16 protein-coding genes are annotated in these 15,137 nt (G+C 31.6%); 8 read left to right on the forward strand and 8 right to left on the reverse strand.

What is annotated here, in order from left to right:
• Positions 1 to 249 precede the first annotated feature (249 nt).
• The 4 genes from hpf to fakB1 all read right to left on the reverse strand — a co-directional run bounded on the left by hpf (position 250) and on the right by fakB1 (position 3,862).
• A complete protein-coding gene (gene hpf, locus ACXQH5_RS02995; RefSeq protein WP_000617735.1) occupies positions 250 to 822 on the reverse strand; it encodes a ribosome hibernation-promoting factor, HPF/YfiA family in 573 nt (190 codons plus the stop codon).
• A gap of 60 nt (positions 823 to 882) precedes the next feature.
• Complete coding sequence (locus ACXQH5_RS03000) at positions 883 to 1,557, reverse strand: ComF family protein (RefSeq protein WP_001057968.1); 675 nt, start codon at positions 1,555 to 1,557, stop codon at positions 883 to 885.
• Positions 1,550 to 2,632, reverse strand: a complete 1,083-nt coding sequence (locus ACXQH5_RS03005; RefSeq protein WP_000370986.1) for a DEAD/DEAH box helicase — start codon at positions 2,630 to 2,632, stop codon at positions 1,550 to 1,552. The genes ACXQH5_RS03000 and ACXQH5_RS03005 overlap by 8 nt, the downstream gene beginning before the upstream one ends.
• Positions 2,633 to 2,995: 363 nt before the next feature.
• Positions 2,996 to 3,862 carry a fatty acid kinase binding subunit FakB1 gene (gene fakB1 / locus ACXQH5_RS03010; RefSeq protein ID WP_000686342.1) on the reverse strand — a complete coding sequence of 289 codons (867 nt, stop codon included), beginning with the start codon at positions 3,860 to 3,862 and terminating at the stop codon, positions 2,996 to 2,998.
• A gap of 143 nt (positions 3,863 to 4,005) precedes the next feature.
• Between fakB1 and ACXQH5_RS03015 the strand changes: the two genes are divergently transcribed.
• Positions 4,006 to 4,647: a YigZ family protein gene (locus ACXQH5_RS03015; RefSeq protein ID WP_000192947.1), complete on the forward strand. Its 642-nt coding sequence runs from the start codon at positions 4,006 to 4,008 to the stop codon at positions 4,645 to 4,647.
• A gap of 171 nt (positions 4,648 to 4,818) precedes the next feature.
• Here ACXQH5_RS03015 and ACXQH5_RS03020 read toward each other — a convergent pair whose 3' ends face one another.
• Positions 4,819 to 5,874: a glycosyltransferase family 4 protein gene (locus ACXQH5_RS03020; RefSeq protein WP_000258151.1), complete on the reverse strand. Its 1,056-nt coding sequence runs from the start codon at positions 5,872 to 5,874 to the stop codon at positions 4,819 to 4,821.
• A 317-nt stretch (positions 5,875 to 6,191) separates the two neighbouring features.
• Between ACXQH5_RS03020 and gdpS the strand changes: the two genes are divergently transcribed.
• The 4 genes from gdpS (at position 6,192) to pepT (ending at position 9,971) form a co-directional block, all read left to right on the forward strand.
• Positions 6,192 to 7,262, forward strand: a complete 1,071-nt coding sequence (gene gdpS, locus ACXQH5_RS03025) for a GGDEF domain-containing protein GdpS (protein WP_000460983.1) — start codon at positions 6,192 to 6,194, stop codon at positions 7,260 to 7,262.
• A gap of 195 nt (positions 7,263 to 7,457) precedes the next feature.
• Positions 7,458 to 8,219: a threonine/serine exporter family protein gene (locus ACXQH5_RS03030; RefSeq protein ID WP_001113406.1), complete on the forward strand. Its 762-nt coding sequence runs from the start codon at positions 7,458 to 7,460 to the stop codon at positions 8,217 to 8,219.
• 17 nt (positions 8,220 to 8,236) lie between these two features.
• Positions 8,237 to 8,731 carry a threonine/serine exporter family protein gene (locus ACXQH5_RS03035; protein WP_000899890.1) on the forward strand — a complete coding sequence of 165 codons (495 nt, stop codon included), beginning with the start codon at positions 8,237 to 8,239 and terminating at the stop codon, positions 8,729 to 8,731.
• A gap of 13 nt (positions 8,732 to 8,744) precedes the next feature.
• Positions 8,745 to 9,971, forward strand: coding sequence for a peptidase T (gene pepT, locus ACXQH5_RS03040; protein ID WP_000795812.1), 1,227 nt, complete (start codon positions 8,745 to 8,747; stop codon positions 9,969 to 9,971).
• Positions 9,972 to 10,159: 188 nt separating this feature from the next.
• Here the strand turns inward: pepT and ACXQH5_RS03045 are convergent, their stop codons facing one another.
• From ACXQH5_RS03045 to ACXQH5_RS03055, 3 genes are all read right to left on the reverse strand, one after another.
• A complete protein-coding gene (locus ACXQH5_RS03045) occupies positions 10,160 to 11,284 on the reverse strand; it encodes a glycerate kinase (protein ID WP_000866749.1) in 1,125 nt (374 codons plus the stop codon).
• 424 nt (positions 11,285 to 11,708) lie between these two features.
• The gene (gene ytxJ, locus ACXQH5_RS03050) at positions 11,709 to 12,029 is read right to left on the reverse strand and encodes a bacillithiol system redox-active protein YtxJ (RefSeq protein WP_000985614.1); all 321 of its coding nucleotides are present in this window, start codon (positions 12,027 to 12,029) and stop codon (positions 11,709 to 11,711) included.
• 153 nt (positions 12,030 to 12,182) lie between these two features.
• Positions 12,183 to 13,061 (reverse strand): EMYY motif lipoprotein, encoded by an 879-nt coding sequence (locus tag ACXQH5_RS03055; RefSeq protein ID WP_057504522.1) that lies wholly within the window; start codon positions 13,059 to 13,061, stop codon positions 12,183 to 12,185.
• A gap of 119 nt (positions 13,062 to 13,180) precedes the next feature.
• Between ACXQH5_RS03055 and ACXQH5_RS03060 the strand changes: the two genes are divergently transcribed.
• From ACXQH5_RS03060 to ACXQH5_RS03070, 3 genes are all read left to right on the forward strand, one after another.
• Positions 13,181 to 13,699: a GrpB family protein gene (locus ACXQH5_RS03060; RefSeq protein ID WP_000287196.1), complete on the forward strand. Its 519-nt coding sequence runs from the start codon at positions 13,181 to 13,183 to the stop codon at positions 13,697 to 13,699.
• A gap of 126 nt (positions 13,700 to 13,825) precedes the next feature.
• The gene (gene murB, locus ACXQH5_RS03065) at positions 13,826 to 14,749 is read left to right on the forward strand and encodes a UDP-N-acetylmuramate dehydrogenase (RefSeq protein ID WP_000608440.1); all 924 of its coding nucleotides are present in this window, start codon (positions 13,826 to 13,828) and stop codon (positions 14,747 to 14,749) included.
• A 17-nt stretch (positions 14,750 to 14,766) separates the two neighbouring features.
• Complete coding sequence (locus ACXQH5_RS03070; RefSeq protein WP_001127269.1) at positions 14,767 to 15,081, forward strand: CHY zinc finger protein; 315 nt, start codon at positions 14,767 to 14,769, stop codon at positions 15,079 to 15,081.
• The last annotated feature ends 56 nt before the right edge of the window (positions 15,082 to 15,137 follow it).

Raw genomic sequence — 15,137 nt, forward strand, 5'->3', positions numbered from 1 at the left:
ATATTCTCAAAACGCAATTATACTTCATAATAAATTATATTATAAATATTTTACGATTTTCGACTCGGACTATACAATAGACTGACATACTATTATTAACTTAACATTCAAATATATACATCCATTAACATTAGCATAGTCACTATGTTTCATTCAACAAATTACATTATCGAACTATGAAATAGTCAGAAATTGCTTTTGGAGTATAAAAAAGCACTTGTGCAAAAACACAAGTGCTTTAAACTTAATTTATTGTTCACTAGTTTGAATCAAGCCATATTTACCGTCTTTACGGCGGTAAACGATACTTGTTCCATCAGTTTCTCTGTCTGTGAATACAAAGAAGTCATGACCTAATAGATTCATTTGTAATACCGCTTCTTCTGAATCCATTGGTTTTAAGCTGAATTCTTTTGAACGAATAATTTCTATCTCGTTATCATCGTAAGCGTCATTATCAACTTGTGTTTCTTGCATTTCTTGTAATTCGGCAACAAACACTTCTTGATCTCCTCGATCACGGCTCTTACGATTAATACGTGTTTTATATTTTCGAACTTGTCTTTCAAGTTTATTATTAATTAAATCAATACCTGCGTATAAATCATCGTTTCGCTCTTCAGCTCTTAACGTAACATTTTTCAATGGAATTGTTACTTCAATTTTAGTAGCTGAATTTGAATAAGTTTTAACTTTAACATGCGCCACTGCATTTGGTACGTCATTAAAATAACGTTCCAACTTACCAATTTTTTCCTCAATATAGTTGCGAATAGCATCTGTGATAGTGAGGTTATCTCCATGAATTTCAAATCTAATCATAGTAATCTCTCCTTAAACCTCTTTATTGGTAACTCTTTATTATATTTTAACATTTTTACGCTATCGTGCAAACGCAAACACTTTGAATTTTCTGATATTTTTAGCATATAATTTACACCCTGCACGATGAATTGTTAATCCAGTTGTATAAATATCGTCAACGAGTAATATTTCCTTGCCATTTAAATCTAATTCCGTATCAATAATAAATGGATTTTCATCTGCCAGACGCTCTTTCTTAGTTAAATGAGACTGTTTAGGTCTATTTGACATCTTTAAAATCTTATCAAAGCGAATCCCTTTAGCTTTTAGTACTGCTTCTACCGGGTTAAATGTTCTAGATAAATCATGTGCCGGCGAAGAAGGAATTGGCACAATATAGTCATAAGATGTTTGTGGTATTTCAATCAAATGTGCCAATAATTCACATAAATAATAGTCTTTCAAAAATTTATACTGATGTATCATCTCTTTCATTAAACCGTCATATTGAAATTGACAATATAATTGTTCCATTAAATTAAAGTGTGCCGATAGAAACTTGCAGTCTAAACAATATGCTTCATTTTGATTTAAGTGTTTTAAGCACCTTGAACATCGCCTTGCTTTAATATCAAGTTTAATATTGTCCCAATTCTCTTTGCATCTGTCACATAATCTATTAGGTTTCTTGAACAAATTATAAATGGTTATATTTTCATATAACTTAGCACCACAACTCAAACAATTATTCATCAATCCAACCTCTTTTTAATGCTAATTTGTTCATCTTTTGAATCTCTTTTTTAGCTTGAATCATATTCATACTTACTCCTTCATGAAAAAACAATACTTTTCCAGTAGGACATTCTAATTTTCGTCCAACACGTCCAGCAATTTGTATTAAAGCCTCTTGAGTATATTGATGTGCATCGATAACAACAACATCCAAATTTGCCATTGTAAATCCACGTTCTAATATTGTCGTAGTAAAAATGACATCGAAATGTCCATTCCTTAATTGTTCAACTTTTTCAAAGCGAAAAACATCCTCGCTATGGACATATGTTAATTTAGTAATTTTCTGCTTATAAACCGAAAATGTTTTAATCATTGTTTCTATATTGTTAAAAAACACCAGTGTATAACGTTGTTTATTAATTTGATCTTGTAAAATTCGATATAACATTTTCTGAATCTTATTATTATTAAGTTTGAAATAGCGATATTTAGGAACTGGAAGTGATTTTTTATGAAAGCGAGCTGGCAATTTAATTATATTTTCGTGGGGAATCTCTGACAAAAGTTGTTTCGGTGGTGTTGCTGTCATATAAATCGTTGCATGTTCAACTTTAGAAGATGACTTCAATGCTTGTTGTAAACTTTTATCCATTGATAAAGGAAAGGCATCGACTTCATCAATAAAAATAGTATCAAAGTGCTGTTTGAATCGGTAAAGTTGATGCACTGTGCATACAACAAAATGCCCTTCAAATTGTTGACTTGATTGCTGGTGTAGTATGTCTATATCTTCATTAAGAAATGCGTGTTTAATACGTTTACTAATTTCTACAACAACATCTACACGTGGTGACACAATAGCTATATTATCTCCCTGTCGTCTTGCATATTGAATGCCTTGAAACATCATTTCTGTCTTACCTGCACCTGTTACTGCATATAACAAAATCGTTTGTCTCATTCTAATGGCTCGAACAATATGTTCTGAGGCATAAGACTGCTGTTCTGACAATTCAAATGAGAGATGATAATATGCTTGCGATGAACTTTGCGAGCTCTCTGTTATTTTATATCTTGTTACATTATCCATTCGCCCCAGTGATATACAATTTCTGCAATATACAATTTTCTTGGAATGTACTGAGGAATCATATTGATAAAAATGCTTTGGATTTGTACTTTCACATTGAACACAATAATAGTTTGAATTTTGTTTGATGACACCTGTTACTTCTTTTTTAATTTTTTCATTAGTAAGTGAAGTATGAGGATGAATTAATTTCCCGTAATGTTTAATGCTTAAAACCTCATTTCAACGTAAAAAAGAGCCTAATATTATAATGATTTTCTTATATCTTTAGCATTTTGACTTTCAAATGATGAACATTTAAAGCCATGTATGCAAGAGATAATTTCCAATTACAATATAGACTCTTTTATTAAAATTTTATAATTATGTTAATCTTATTTTTCTGCCAACATAGCCTAAACCTAATCCACCAGAACCTAAATGTGCTGCAACAACTGGACCAAACTCAGAGTATGCTACTTGATAAGCTGAAGGACAATCATCTTGTAACTTTTTGTATAACGCTTGACCATCTTCGAAATGATCTCCATTTATGACAAATAAAGTTACTTCTTCAAAGTCTTTTACAATATCTAATACTTTCTTTTCTAATGTTTGAATAGCACGCTTTTTAGTACGAACTTTTTCTTCTGGTATAATCTTGCCATCTTCAAACTTAAGAACTGGCTTCATTTTCAATAATGTTCCAACCCATGCTTGAGCACCAGTAATTCGACCACTTTTTTGTAAATTCTTTAAGTCATCAACAATTAAATATGCACCTGTGTGTTCACGCATATTAGTTAAATCATCAATAATTTGCTGTGGTTCGTATCCTTCTTCAACCATTTCAATAGCACGTAATACATAACATCCTTCAATCATTGCTGCAAGCTTACTATCAAATGCATGTACATTAACACCTTCAACCATTTCCCCTGCTTGATAACTAGATTGATAACTTCCACTAATTCCACTTGATAAGCAAATGACAATGATATCTGTGTAACCTTGATCTCTTAACATTTCATATTTAGTAATCCATTCGCCAATTGCTGGTTGGCTTGTTGTTGGAATCGTTTGAGACGATGCCATTTTATTATAAAATTCTTCAATTGCTATTTCATTACTTTCTGTAAAGTTCTTCCCATCATCAAAAGTCACACTTAATGGCGCTATTTGAATATTATATTTATCGATTAAGTCCTGCGACAGATAACTTGTAGAATCGGTCATCACAGCAATTTTCATAGTCGTCCTCCTAAAATATACTCATAGCAATGATACAATATTTCAGTTAAAAAGAAAATGGCAATCAAACGATTTATAGTCATGTCATTTTCAGTGTATAATGAAGATTAAATAATCTTAAGCTTATGAATTAAGGAGTTATTATGACACAAAATATCATTACTGTTAAAAAAGAACACATTATTGAAAATGTGATTAGTAAATCAAGATTCATTGCTCATATCAAACCTGTTCAAAATGAAGATGAAGCTAAAGCATTTATTGCTGCAATAAAAAAAGAACATAAAGATGCCACTCATAATTGTTCTGCATATACTATTGGACCTGAAATGAATATTCAAAAAGCGAATGATGATGGTGAACCGACAGGAACTGCCGGTGTCCCAATGTTAGACATATTAAAAAAGCTCGATGTTCATAATGCGTGTGTCGTAGTAACAAGATATTTTGGTGGTATTAAATTAGGTGGTGGCGGTTTAATTCGCGCCTATAGCGGTGCTGTTAGAGACGTCATTTATGATATCGGACGTGTCGAACTACGAGAAGCAGTACCATGTATAGTAACACTGAATTATGATCAAACTGGTAAATTTGAATATGAATTAGCTTCAACTCATTTTATGTTAAGAAACCAAACTTACACTGATAAGGTAAGCTACTATATCGATGTCGTTAAAAGTGACTATGAAGCGTTTATTAACTTTTTAAATCAAATGACTGCTGGAAATTTCGATTTGACTGAAGAAACTCCAAAGCAGTTGCCTTTCGATATACCAACTGAATAAAAATAAAAAGCACTATCATAAGACGGTAAATATCAATTGCGTATTATTAAATGACAATTGAAGTACACGTTTATGGCAGTGCTTTTTTATATTTGAAATTTAATACATAAAAAATTGTAAAGAGTAAAGCCATATAATACAAATTATTCCATACAGCTATGCTTTCATTCCCTATTCCTCTTTATGAGATGACTTACGACTAATTAAATTTAATATTGGTCGGTAGTTGTTATCTATTAATCCTGTAAATTCAACAATTAATTCAATACTAAATATGATTAATACAAACATTAATACAACACCTAATGGTGGCGATACATACAAGATAATGCTCGAAAGACTAAATAAAATAGAGATTGAATAGATTAATAATACTGTTTGTCTATGTGTGTAGCCTAAAGCTAATAGTTTATGATGCAAATGCGATTTATCAGCTTGCATTATATGCTGTCCTTTTTTCACACGTCGAATCATTGCGAACAAAGTATCAATGAATGGAACTGCTAAGATAACAATTGGGAAGAACAATGCAATAATTGTAATATTTTTGAATCCGAGTAAAGAAAGGAATCCGATGATAAATCCAATCATTAAAGCCCCACTATCACCTAAAAATATTTTGGCAGGATGGAAATTGTAAAATAAAAACCCAATTAAAGAGCCTAATAAAACACAACAAATCATCGTTATGAAAATATTAGCTTGTAAAATTGCAATGAATCCTATTGTAATGAGCCCTATTGCAGAAACACCCGACGCCAAACCATCGAGTCCATCAATTAAGTTAATTGCATTTGTAATAGCAACAATCCAAATCACAGTAATTGGAATACTAAGAAATCCAAAATGAATCGTTGTACCCATTGGCAACGAAATAAAATCAATAGTCACACCATAAAAAGCAACTACTAAGGCAGCGGCAATTTGACCAGCCAATTTTATATACGGTTTCAAATCGTAGATATCATCTACAAGCCCAAGTACGTACATAATAATCGCACCAATAATAAGTGGTTTGATTTCTGTTTCAATAGGATGACCAATCCAAATACCTATTAAAAATGAAAAGAGAATCACTGTACCACCCATAACTGAAATAGGTTTAGTGTGTACTTTTCTAAAATTTGGTTTATCAACTAAATTTAATCTTTTCGATATTGCAATAACAATTGGTGTTATCGTCAGACTGACAATCATTGTTACTGCAACTAGTAATAATGTAACCATTTATTCACCTTCATCGATATTAATTGTTTTTAACGTTATATTTATTTAATATTGTCTTTATAGAATGATATATCTATTTTCTACGTATATCTTATAGCTTTATTATAAATTAATTCGCTCAATCAATGATATCATATTTACAACTATACGATTCATTTCTTATATATCGCCTATTATTCATTTTTTCATCATATCATTTAAGGCAACATTTTAACATCAAAGTCTATATCATACATTAATTTTATATGTAAACTAATGACAAATTGTAAGTTTTCACTTACAATAGCTAGTGGTCAATTAAAGGAGTCGATTCAGACATGTTCGAAGCATTTATATACAATATATCTGTTATAGTCGCTGGGATCTATTTATTCCATCGCTTACAGTATTCAGAAAACAAACGTATGGTTTTTTCTAAGGCTTATGTCACTGTTTTAATGACAATCGTATCATTATTATTATCTGTCTACCCTATCCCTTATCGTGAAGATTATTTAATTCACTTAACATTCGTTCCTTTATTGTTTTTAGGTAGATTTACAAATATGGTCTATACATTATCTGCCACAGTAATTGTAGCAATTGTTGAAATTGTAGTATTTAACAACTCGATTATGTACGGTGTTACGTTGATTGTTATTGCCGCAGTAACAAGTGCTATTGGACCATTTTTAAAACAAAATGATGTGCTATCATTATTAATACTTAATGTTGTTACAATAATCATTTTATTTGGTGTCGCATTAGTGAGTCCTATTTACACACTATCGGAAGTTATCATTTTAATACCAATTTCATTAATTATCACTTTAGCTTCAGCGATAACATTTGTCGATATTTGGCATTTCTTCTCACTCGTAAATCGTTATGAAAACGAAGATAAATATGATTACTTAACAGGCTTAGGTAATGTAAAAGAATTTGATAGACATTTAAATGAAATTTCACGAAAAGCTGAAAAAGAACATCAAAGTATCGCATTATTATTAATCGATATCGATGGATTTAAAGATGTCAATGATACCTACTCACACAAATCAGGTGATGCTGTATTAAAACAAATGTCTCAATTACTTAAAAACTATGTGCCGAATCAATTTAAAATTTTTAGAAATGGTGGCGAAGAGTTCTCAGTTGTCATTCACAACTATTCACTTGATCAAAGTGTTAAATTAGCTGAAAATATTCGTTCAGGTGTTGAAAAATCATCATTCCATTTACCAAACAAAGAAGTTATTAAATTGTCAGTGTCTATCGGTGTTGGTTATCTAACAGATGACGATCCAAAATCACAGCGTAAAGTGTTTAAAGATGCAGACGATATGGTGCATGTAGCCAAAAATCAAGGGCGAAACAAAGTAATGTTTAACCCTATTATCAATTTATAACAACGACAAAACTGTTAATCCTTTGCTATTATTAAATCATAGTATAATAGCAAAGATTAACAGTTTTTCTTATTTAAATTTGAACCATACAAGTTCATCATACTAACACAAAGTCTCACTATTGAAAGTTGCAACAACAAGTTGTAAACTTCAATTGTTCAAATAAATAACACATATCATTGGAGGTGAATTGATATGCCAGATTCAATCACAATTATAGATGAAAACAAAGTGATTGATGTTGTATTAATTGCAGGTAGAATTTTACTTGAATCAGGTGCTGAAACATATCGAGTTGAAGATACAATGAACCGTATCGCACATAGTTATGGTCTTCATAATACATATAGTTTTGTCAGTTCAACTGCAATTATTTTTTCATTAAACGATCGAACAAGTACAAGATTAATTCGTGTACAAGAGCGTACAACAGATTTAGAGAAAATCGCTTTAACGAATAGTCTTTCACGTAAAATATCAAATAAAGAACTCACAATTGATGAAGCTAAATCTGAATTTATTCATTTACAGCATGCATCATTACAATATTCTTTTTTAACGAATTTCTTTGCAGCTGCCATTGCATGTGGCTTCTTCCTATTTATGTTTGGTGGTGTCGCATCAGATTGTTGGATTGCAGTCATTGCTGGTGGATCCGCATTTTTAACATTCAGCTTTGTGCAACGCTATATACAAATTAAATTTTTCTCAGAGTTTGTTGCAGCCGCTGTGGTCATATCCATTGCAGCCACATTTACTAAATTAGGTATTGCAACCAATCAAGATATCATTACTATAGCCAGTGTCATGCCACTTGTCCCTGGTATATTAATTACCAATGCCATTCGAGATTTATTAGCGGGTGAATTACTTGCAGGTATGTCCCGAGGTGTTGAAGCTGCATTAACAGCATTCGCAATCGGTGCTGGTGTCGCAATCGTTTTATTAATCATTTAAGGAAGGACTGTTAAAGCATGCTATTTTATTTATTTCATTTTACAATCAGCTTTATATCAACAGTACTTTTCTCTATCATTTTCAATGCACCCAAACGTCTCTTAGTAGCATGTGGATTTGTAGGTGCCATTGCATGGACGATTTACCAATTAACGGTAGATTTAGAGTTTGGAAAAGTTGGCGCTTCATTTTTGGGAAGCTTAATTTTAGGCTTAATGAGTCATACTATGAGTCGCAGATATAAACGACCGGTAATTATATTCATAGTGCCAGGCATTATACCATTAGTACCTGGTGGTGCAGCTTATCAAGCGACTCGTTTTTTAGTATCGAATGATTACACAAGTGCTGTAAATACATTTTTAGAAGTTACACTGATTTCAGGTGCGATTGCTTTCGGTATATTAGTTTCTGAAATTCTATATTACCTATACACACGTATCAAACAACTGTATGGTAAAATCAAAGGTAAGACATATAAAAAATCTTACAACATGAATAATAGAGTTTAAGGGGTCGAATATAATGAAGAACCAATTGATAGATAGATTAACAAGATATACGACAATTGATACGCAATCTGATCCAAAATCTACAACAACACCTTCAACTGAAAAGCAATGGGATTTGTTACATTTATTAGAAAAAGAATTACAACAATTAGGATTGCCAACTGATTTAGATGAAAATGGCTACTTATTTGCTACATTAGAAAGTAACATCGATGCCGACGTCCCAACAGTTGGATTTTTGGCGCATGTTGATACATCACCTGATTTCAATGCTTCAAATGTTAAACCGCAAATTATTGAAAACTATGATGGTAAGCCATACAAACTAGGCAATACTAAACGTGTCTTAGATCCTAAAGTATTTCCAGAACTTAACAGTTTAGTTGGTCATACATTAATGGTAACTGATGGTACATCGTTACTAGGTGCAGACGATAAAGCGGGTATTGTGGAAATTATGGAAGCTATTTGTTATTTACAAGAACATCCAGAAATTAAACATGGTACCATTCGCATTGGATTTACACCAGACGAAGAAATCGGTCGTGGTCCACATAAATTTGATGTTGACCGCTTCAATGCTGATTTTGCTTATACTATGGATGGTAGTCAATATGGAGAATTACAATATGAAAGCTTTAACGCTGCTGAAGCGGTTATTACATGCCACGGTGTGAATGTTCACCCTGGTTCAGCTAAAAATGCAATGGTAAACGCAATACGTTTAGGTGAACAATTCGATAGTTTGCTACCTGATAGTGAAGTTCCGGAGCGCACTGAAGGATACGAAGGCTTTTATCACTTAATGAACTTTGAAGGAACTGTTGAAAAAGCAACTTTGCAATACATTATTCGTGATCATGATAAAAAACAATTCGAATTGCGTAAGAAACGTATTTTAGAAATACGTGACGATATCAATGCCCATTTTGAAAATTATCCAGTTAAAGTTGATATATCGGATCAATATTTCAATATGGCAGAAAAAATATTACCATTGCCTCATATTATTGATATACCTAAACGTGTCTTTGCTAAATTAGATATTCCAGCAAACACTGAACCTATTCGTGGTGGTACAGATGGTTCACAATTGTCATTTATGGGGTTACCAACTCCAAACATCTTTACAGGTTGCGGTAACTTCCACGGCCCATATGAATATGCATCCATTGATGTCATGGAAAAGGCAGTACAAGTAATCATTGGAATTGTAGAAGATATCGCTGAAAATAACTAAAAACCAACGATTATATACTAGTTCAACTCAGGCTTAATTAATATAAAAAAATCACGCTAACATTCAGTGCAATGATAGCGTGATTTTTCATATTTTTTACGTATACTTTCAATCTTCTAATTCGTTTTGCTAACCATCATAATTGTTATTAACCATCATGACAGCATCACCAATTTAGTCCTTCTTTACTAAACCTCAACATTAAAATGTGTTTTCAACAGTTTTAAAGACTGAACAGTATAATGCCTAATTTGTAATCCCATTTTAAAGTCAGTATAAGTTTCCGGCATATCGATAAAGGTATTAAACATTGCTGTAACCCCTTGTGATTCAAATAAATCAAACTTTTCAGCAGTTGCACAAATTGCAATGGCTACCTTTTGATGTTTATGACAAAGTTCTGCAATACGCAATGTTGTCGTTTCTAGCAACTGATCATTTTCATTTAATCCTTCTCCAAAAATAATTAAATCCGCTTGTTCAACTAAATTTTCTAAATGTGTTAGTTGGTCTACTAATGCATGACTGGTTAATATTTCAGCTTGATACAGTCCATTCAAGACTGCTGCAATTCCACCACCAGCACCACCACGTTCAACTGGACCAATTGCAATTTTCAATTCACTTTTAAATAACTCGCTAAAATACCAAATTAAATTATCGATTTCTGCTGCTTGATTATGATTCAACTGATGCGCATCATAAGTTTGCATGATTTCACTTTGCTTACCATATAATCGACTTGAAAAATCCGACATTACTTGAATTCTTGCTGTTTCCATTTTAGGGTGTAAGTTCGACATATCCATACGACGAATATATTTAATTACACCAGCACCTTGTCTCATATCTACGACACGTCCTTCGTCATCATAGAATTGAGCACCTAATGCTTGTAACATACCTGCACCAGCATCAAAACTATCAATCCCACCTAATGAAATTACAACATGTTTTGCGTCGTTATCTAATGCATGGTTAATCATTTCTCCTAAACCATAACTTGTTCGTTCAACAATTGGTTTTTTACCTTTTAAAAATAAATTCCCCTCGATAACGGTCATCCCTGTATCAGTTTGTCCGTAAACACCTTCAACTTCATTCATATCTGCATCATGTACTGGTATACGATATTTTTGCCCAGATTGCCATAAAAATACAGAATCTAATAATTCATGTCTTCCATTAAACAATGGTACTTGAACTACATCTGCAGTTTCAATTTGGCTTGCAACTGCCTCTTCAACATATCTATTAGCTTGATAACTCGAAATAATTCCATGAAACTCATCCATGGCTACTAATACTTTCATAACCTTGACCACCTTACTTTATTATTTGTTGTGATACGTTTTTTATTCATAAAAGATTAATCTTAAATTTCAGATTTTATCTCGTGATTATATGCGAACATTTAACATGACATGATTATTAATTATTCCAGTAAATAACAGTATACTTCTTCTGGTTTAGCATATATTTCCTATTAAACTAACTTACAAATCATGTTTAAATTTTCTTATTGGATTCGTCGTTTTCCAAAATATTTTCAATAAAAATACTCGAATACATTATACATATGTTTGTAAAAAAGTACTAACTTAACTGCTTCTAAAGGTTATATAAAATAAAAGGTCAGAACATCATTATAGCCAAACTACTATGATTCACACGAATTTAAGTTGTGCTATTCACGTCTAGTAGTGTAAGGCAAAATGTTCCAACCCTATAGTTTCATTATTCTTCTGCTTGTGCTAATGACGACACATTAATATCACCGTGGTCTCTATTCCAAACCATTTCACCATTTACAAAATAAAATGCTTGAGGTGATTCATGTTTAACGTTCGTTTTTTTAGCAATATAATCTGACAAATCGCGTTCTTGTTGGACAATCAAATAATAACCGTCCATATCGCGTTCATATAAAAATTTATTAAATTGATCGTACGCATTTGCCGATATTGGACAAGTTTCACTATGTTTTAATATAAAAACATATTTATTTTCCTCAATAACCTGTTCAAATTGGTCAATTGAACTTAGCTTTATAGCCACTCTATTCACCTCTAAAAATATTTATCACATTTAAATAGCATCTGCGTGACATTTTTATACATATAGTTAATATCAATGTTTACCATTATACACATAGTAAGTTGACATGTTAACCATAAATTCAAAATTTTTAACTTTGAAAAATGATTATAGTTATTTTTCTTCTAATTTTTCAAGCTTTTTTTCAAAGGCTTTATCGCCGTGAGTTATATCTATACCCTTTTTCGGCAACTTATCTACATCGACTTTTGATAACTTCTCACTAACCTTTATTGTTTCAATACGTGTATTATAATAGTTCTGCAGACTGTAATACATTTCTATTGCGTTTTTCCTTGCATTATTAACATGCTTATCACTAATATTAGTTTGGTTAATATCGGTAATTTGTTTTTCAATCATTGGCATAATGTGATTTTTAATCGCGCCTTTTACTTCATTTTCTTTACTATCATCTAGGTTCTTTTTCGCAGTATCTCTTAACGCTTTATTATTATGTTCTAATTTTGTCGTAAGATTAGCTGCTTCACTTTTATTATCAGCTAATTTAATTTCTGATTCAACTTTGTATCTGTTTTTTTCAAATTGTTTCGTATAATCTAAAATGTCTTCGTTATACTTGATAGATTGATTACATAAACCTATGAATTTTTTTAATTGATATATCGCATCCTTCTTCTCATTTGCAAGCGTCATATATTCTTTTTTTAATTTCTTAACTTTCATTGTATCATCAGGCAAATTTTTTGCTGACTTATAATATGCTTCAAATTTAGGTATGAGATGGTTTTTAACATCTTCTTGTAGTGCCTTAAATTCTTTACTATTTTTATCAGTTGTATCAGTTTTACTTAGATGATCAATTTCTTTCAAATGTATATTATCCATGACATGTTGTAATTCTTTTTGTTTTTGCTCAACATCTTTAAATTGCTTAGTAAATTGATGTTGTACCTCTTTTTCTTTATTACCACAAGCACTTATTACTACAAATAAAATCGCTAAAACAGCGATAATAACAATTTTTTTCATGATTGCACTCCTTAACAGATTCATTATACAAAAACATGTTTATTATGAAAATGAATTATGTTATAGTATTCCAGACTTTATCGTGATTAAATTAATTTTCAATATCAAAGGAGTTTATCATGTATTCAAATGTTCAACCATTCATTAATAGTGATTTAACTAATTGTTTTCAATCACAATACACTGAAATTGAATCATTATTATTCAACCTCTTAGACAGCCCAGTAAAATATACAAAACATATTGGCGGTACGCATCATTTTAAATATTCAACAGAGCCAATTTTAGATATTTTAGTAGGTGTAGAAAATTTGCATGATATTACATCCTTAGATGAAAAACGCTTAAATTATGTAGGGTTTTATCGTTTGCATCATAAATATAATAAAAAGGTTATGATGGCGAAGTTTAACAATTTTCATGAACTAAAACAACAGGTGCGTCTGCATATCATTCAAATGAATACCCAAACATTTGAATCTTATCTTGCACTTGATAATCTCTTATCAACTAATGATGATATTGCTTTGCAATTCAATACAAAAAAGCACCAAATATTGCAACATAGCTTAACAATTAGACAATATGAGATGCAAAAGCAACAATACTTTGAAAAACTATGTAAAAAATACTTATAACGACAATAATGCCGTATTTTATAATTATACTAATTCTAATACTTTCTTTTCAATTTTCGCAAATGAATTTTAAAATTGGTATAATACTATATGATATTAAAGACATGAGAAAGGATGTACTGAGAAGTGATAAATAAAGACATCTATCAAGCTTTACAACAACTTATCCCAAATGAAAAAATTAAAGTTGATGAACCTTTAAAACGATACACTTATACTAAAACAGGTGGTAATGCGGACTTTTATATTACCCCTACTAAAAATGAAGAAGTACAAGCAGTTGTTAAATATGCCTATCAAAATGAGATTCCTGTTACATATTTAGGAAATGGCTCAAATATTATTATCCGTGAAGGTGGTATTCGTGGCATTGTAATTAGTTTATTATCACTAGATCATATCGAAGTATCTGATGATGCGATAATAGCCGGTAGCGGCGCTGCAATTATTGATGTCTCACGTGTTGCTCGTGATTACGCACTTACTGGCCTTGAATTTGCATGTGGTATTCCAGGTTCAATTGGTGGTGCTGTGTATATGAATGCTGGCGCTTATGGTGGCGAAGTTAAAGATTGTATAGACTATGCGCTTTGCGTAAACGAACAAGGCTCGTTAATTAAACTTACAACAAAAGAATTAGAATTAGATTATCGTAATAGCATTATTCAAAAAGAACACTTAGTTGTATTAGAAGCTGCATTTACTTTAGCTCCTGGTAAAATGACTGAAATACAAGCTAAAATGGATGATTTAACAGAACGTAGAGAATCTAAACAACCTTTAGAGTATCCTTCATGTGGTAGTGTATTCCAAAGACCGCCTGGCCATTTTGCAGGTAAATTGATACAAGATTCTAATTTGCAAGGTCACCGTATTGGAGGCGTTGAAGTTTCAACTAAACACGCTGGTTTTATGGTAAATGTAGACAATGGAACTGCTACAGATTATGAAAACCTTATTCATTATGTACAAAAGACCGTCAAAGAAAAATTTGGCATTGAATTAAATCGTGAAGTTCGCATTATTGGTGAACATCCAAAGGAATCATAAGTTAAGGAGCTTTGTCTATGCCTAAAGTTTATGGTTCATTAATCGATACTGAAACACGCTGTCGCCATTATTTTACCGAAGAAGATATTATTGCTATTAAATTTAAATGTTGTAATAAATACTATCCATGCTATAAGTGCCATAATGAGTTTGAAAAGCACGCCATTAAGCGTTGGTCTGAGCCTTCATTTAACGAAAAAGCAATCTTATGCGGTGTATGCAAACACGAATTAACAATCAATGAATATATGATGGTTGAGCGTTGTCCAAATTGCCAATCTCGGTTTAACAATCGCTGCAAATATCACTATCATATTTATTTTGAAATTTAAACAACATAGCCAAAACATTATAAGGAGTGGGACAGACACGATAAAGCACCACTTCT

This window comes from Staphylococcus sp. SA22 (assembly GCF_054165785.1).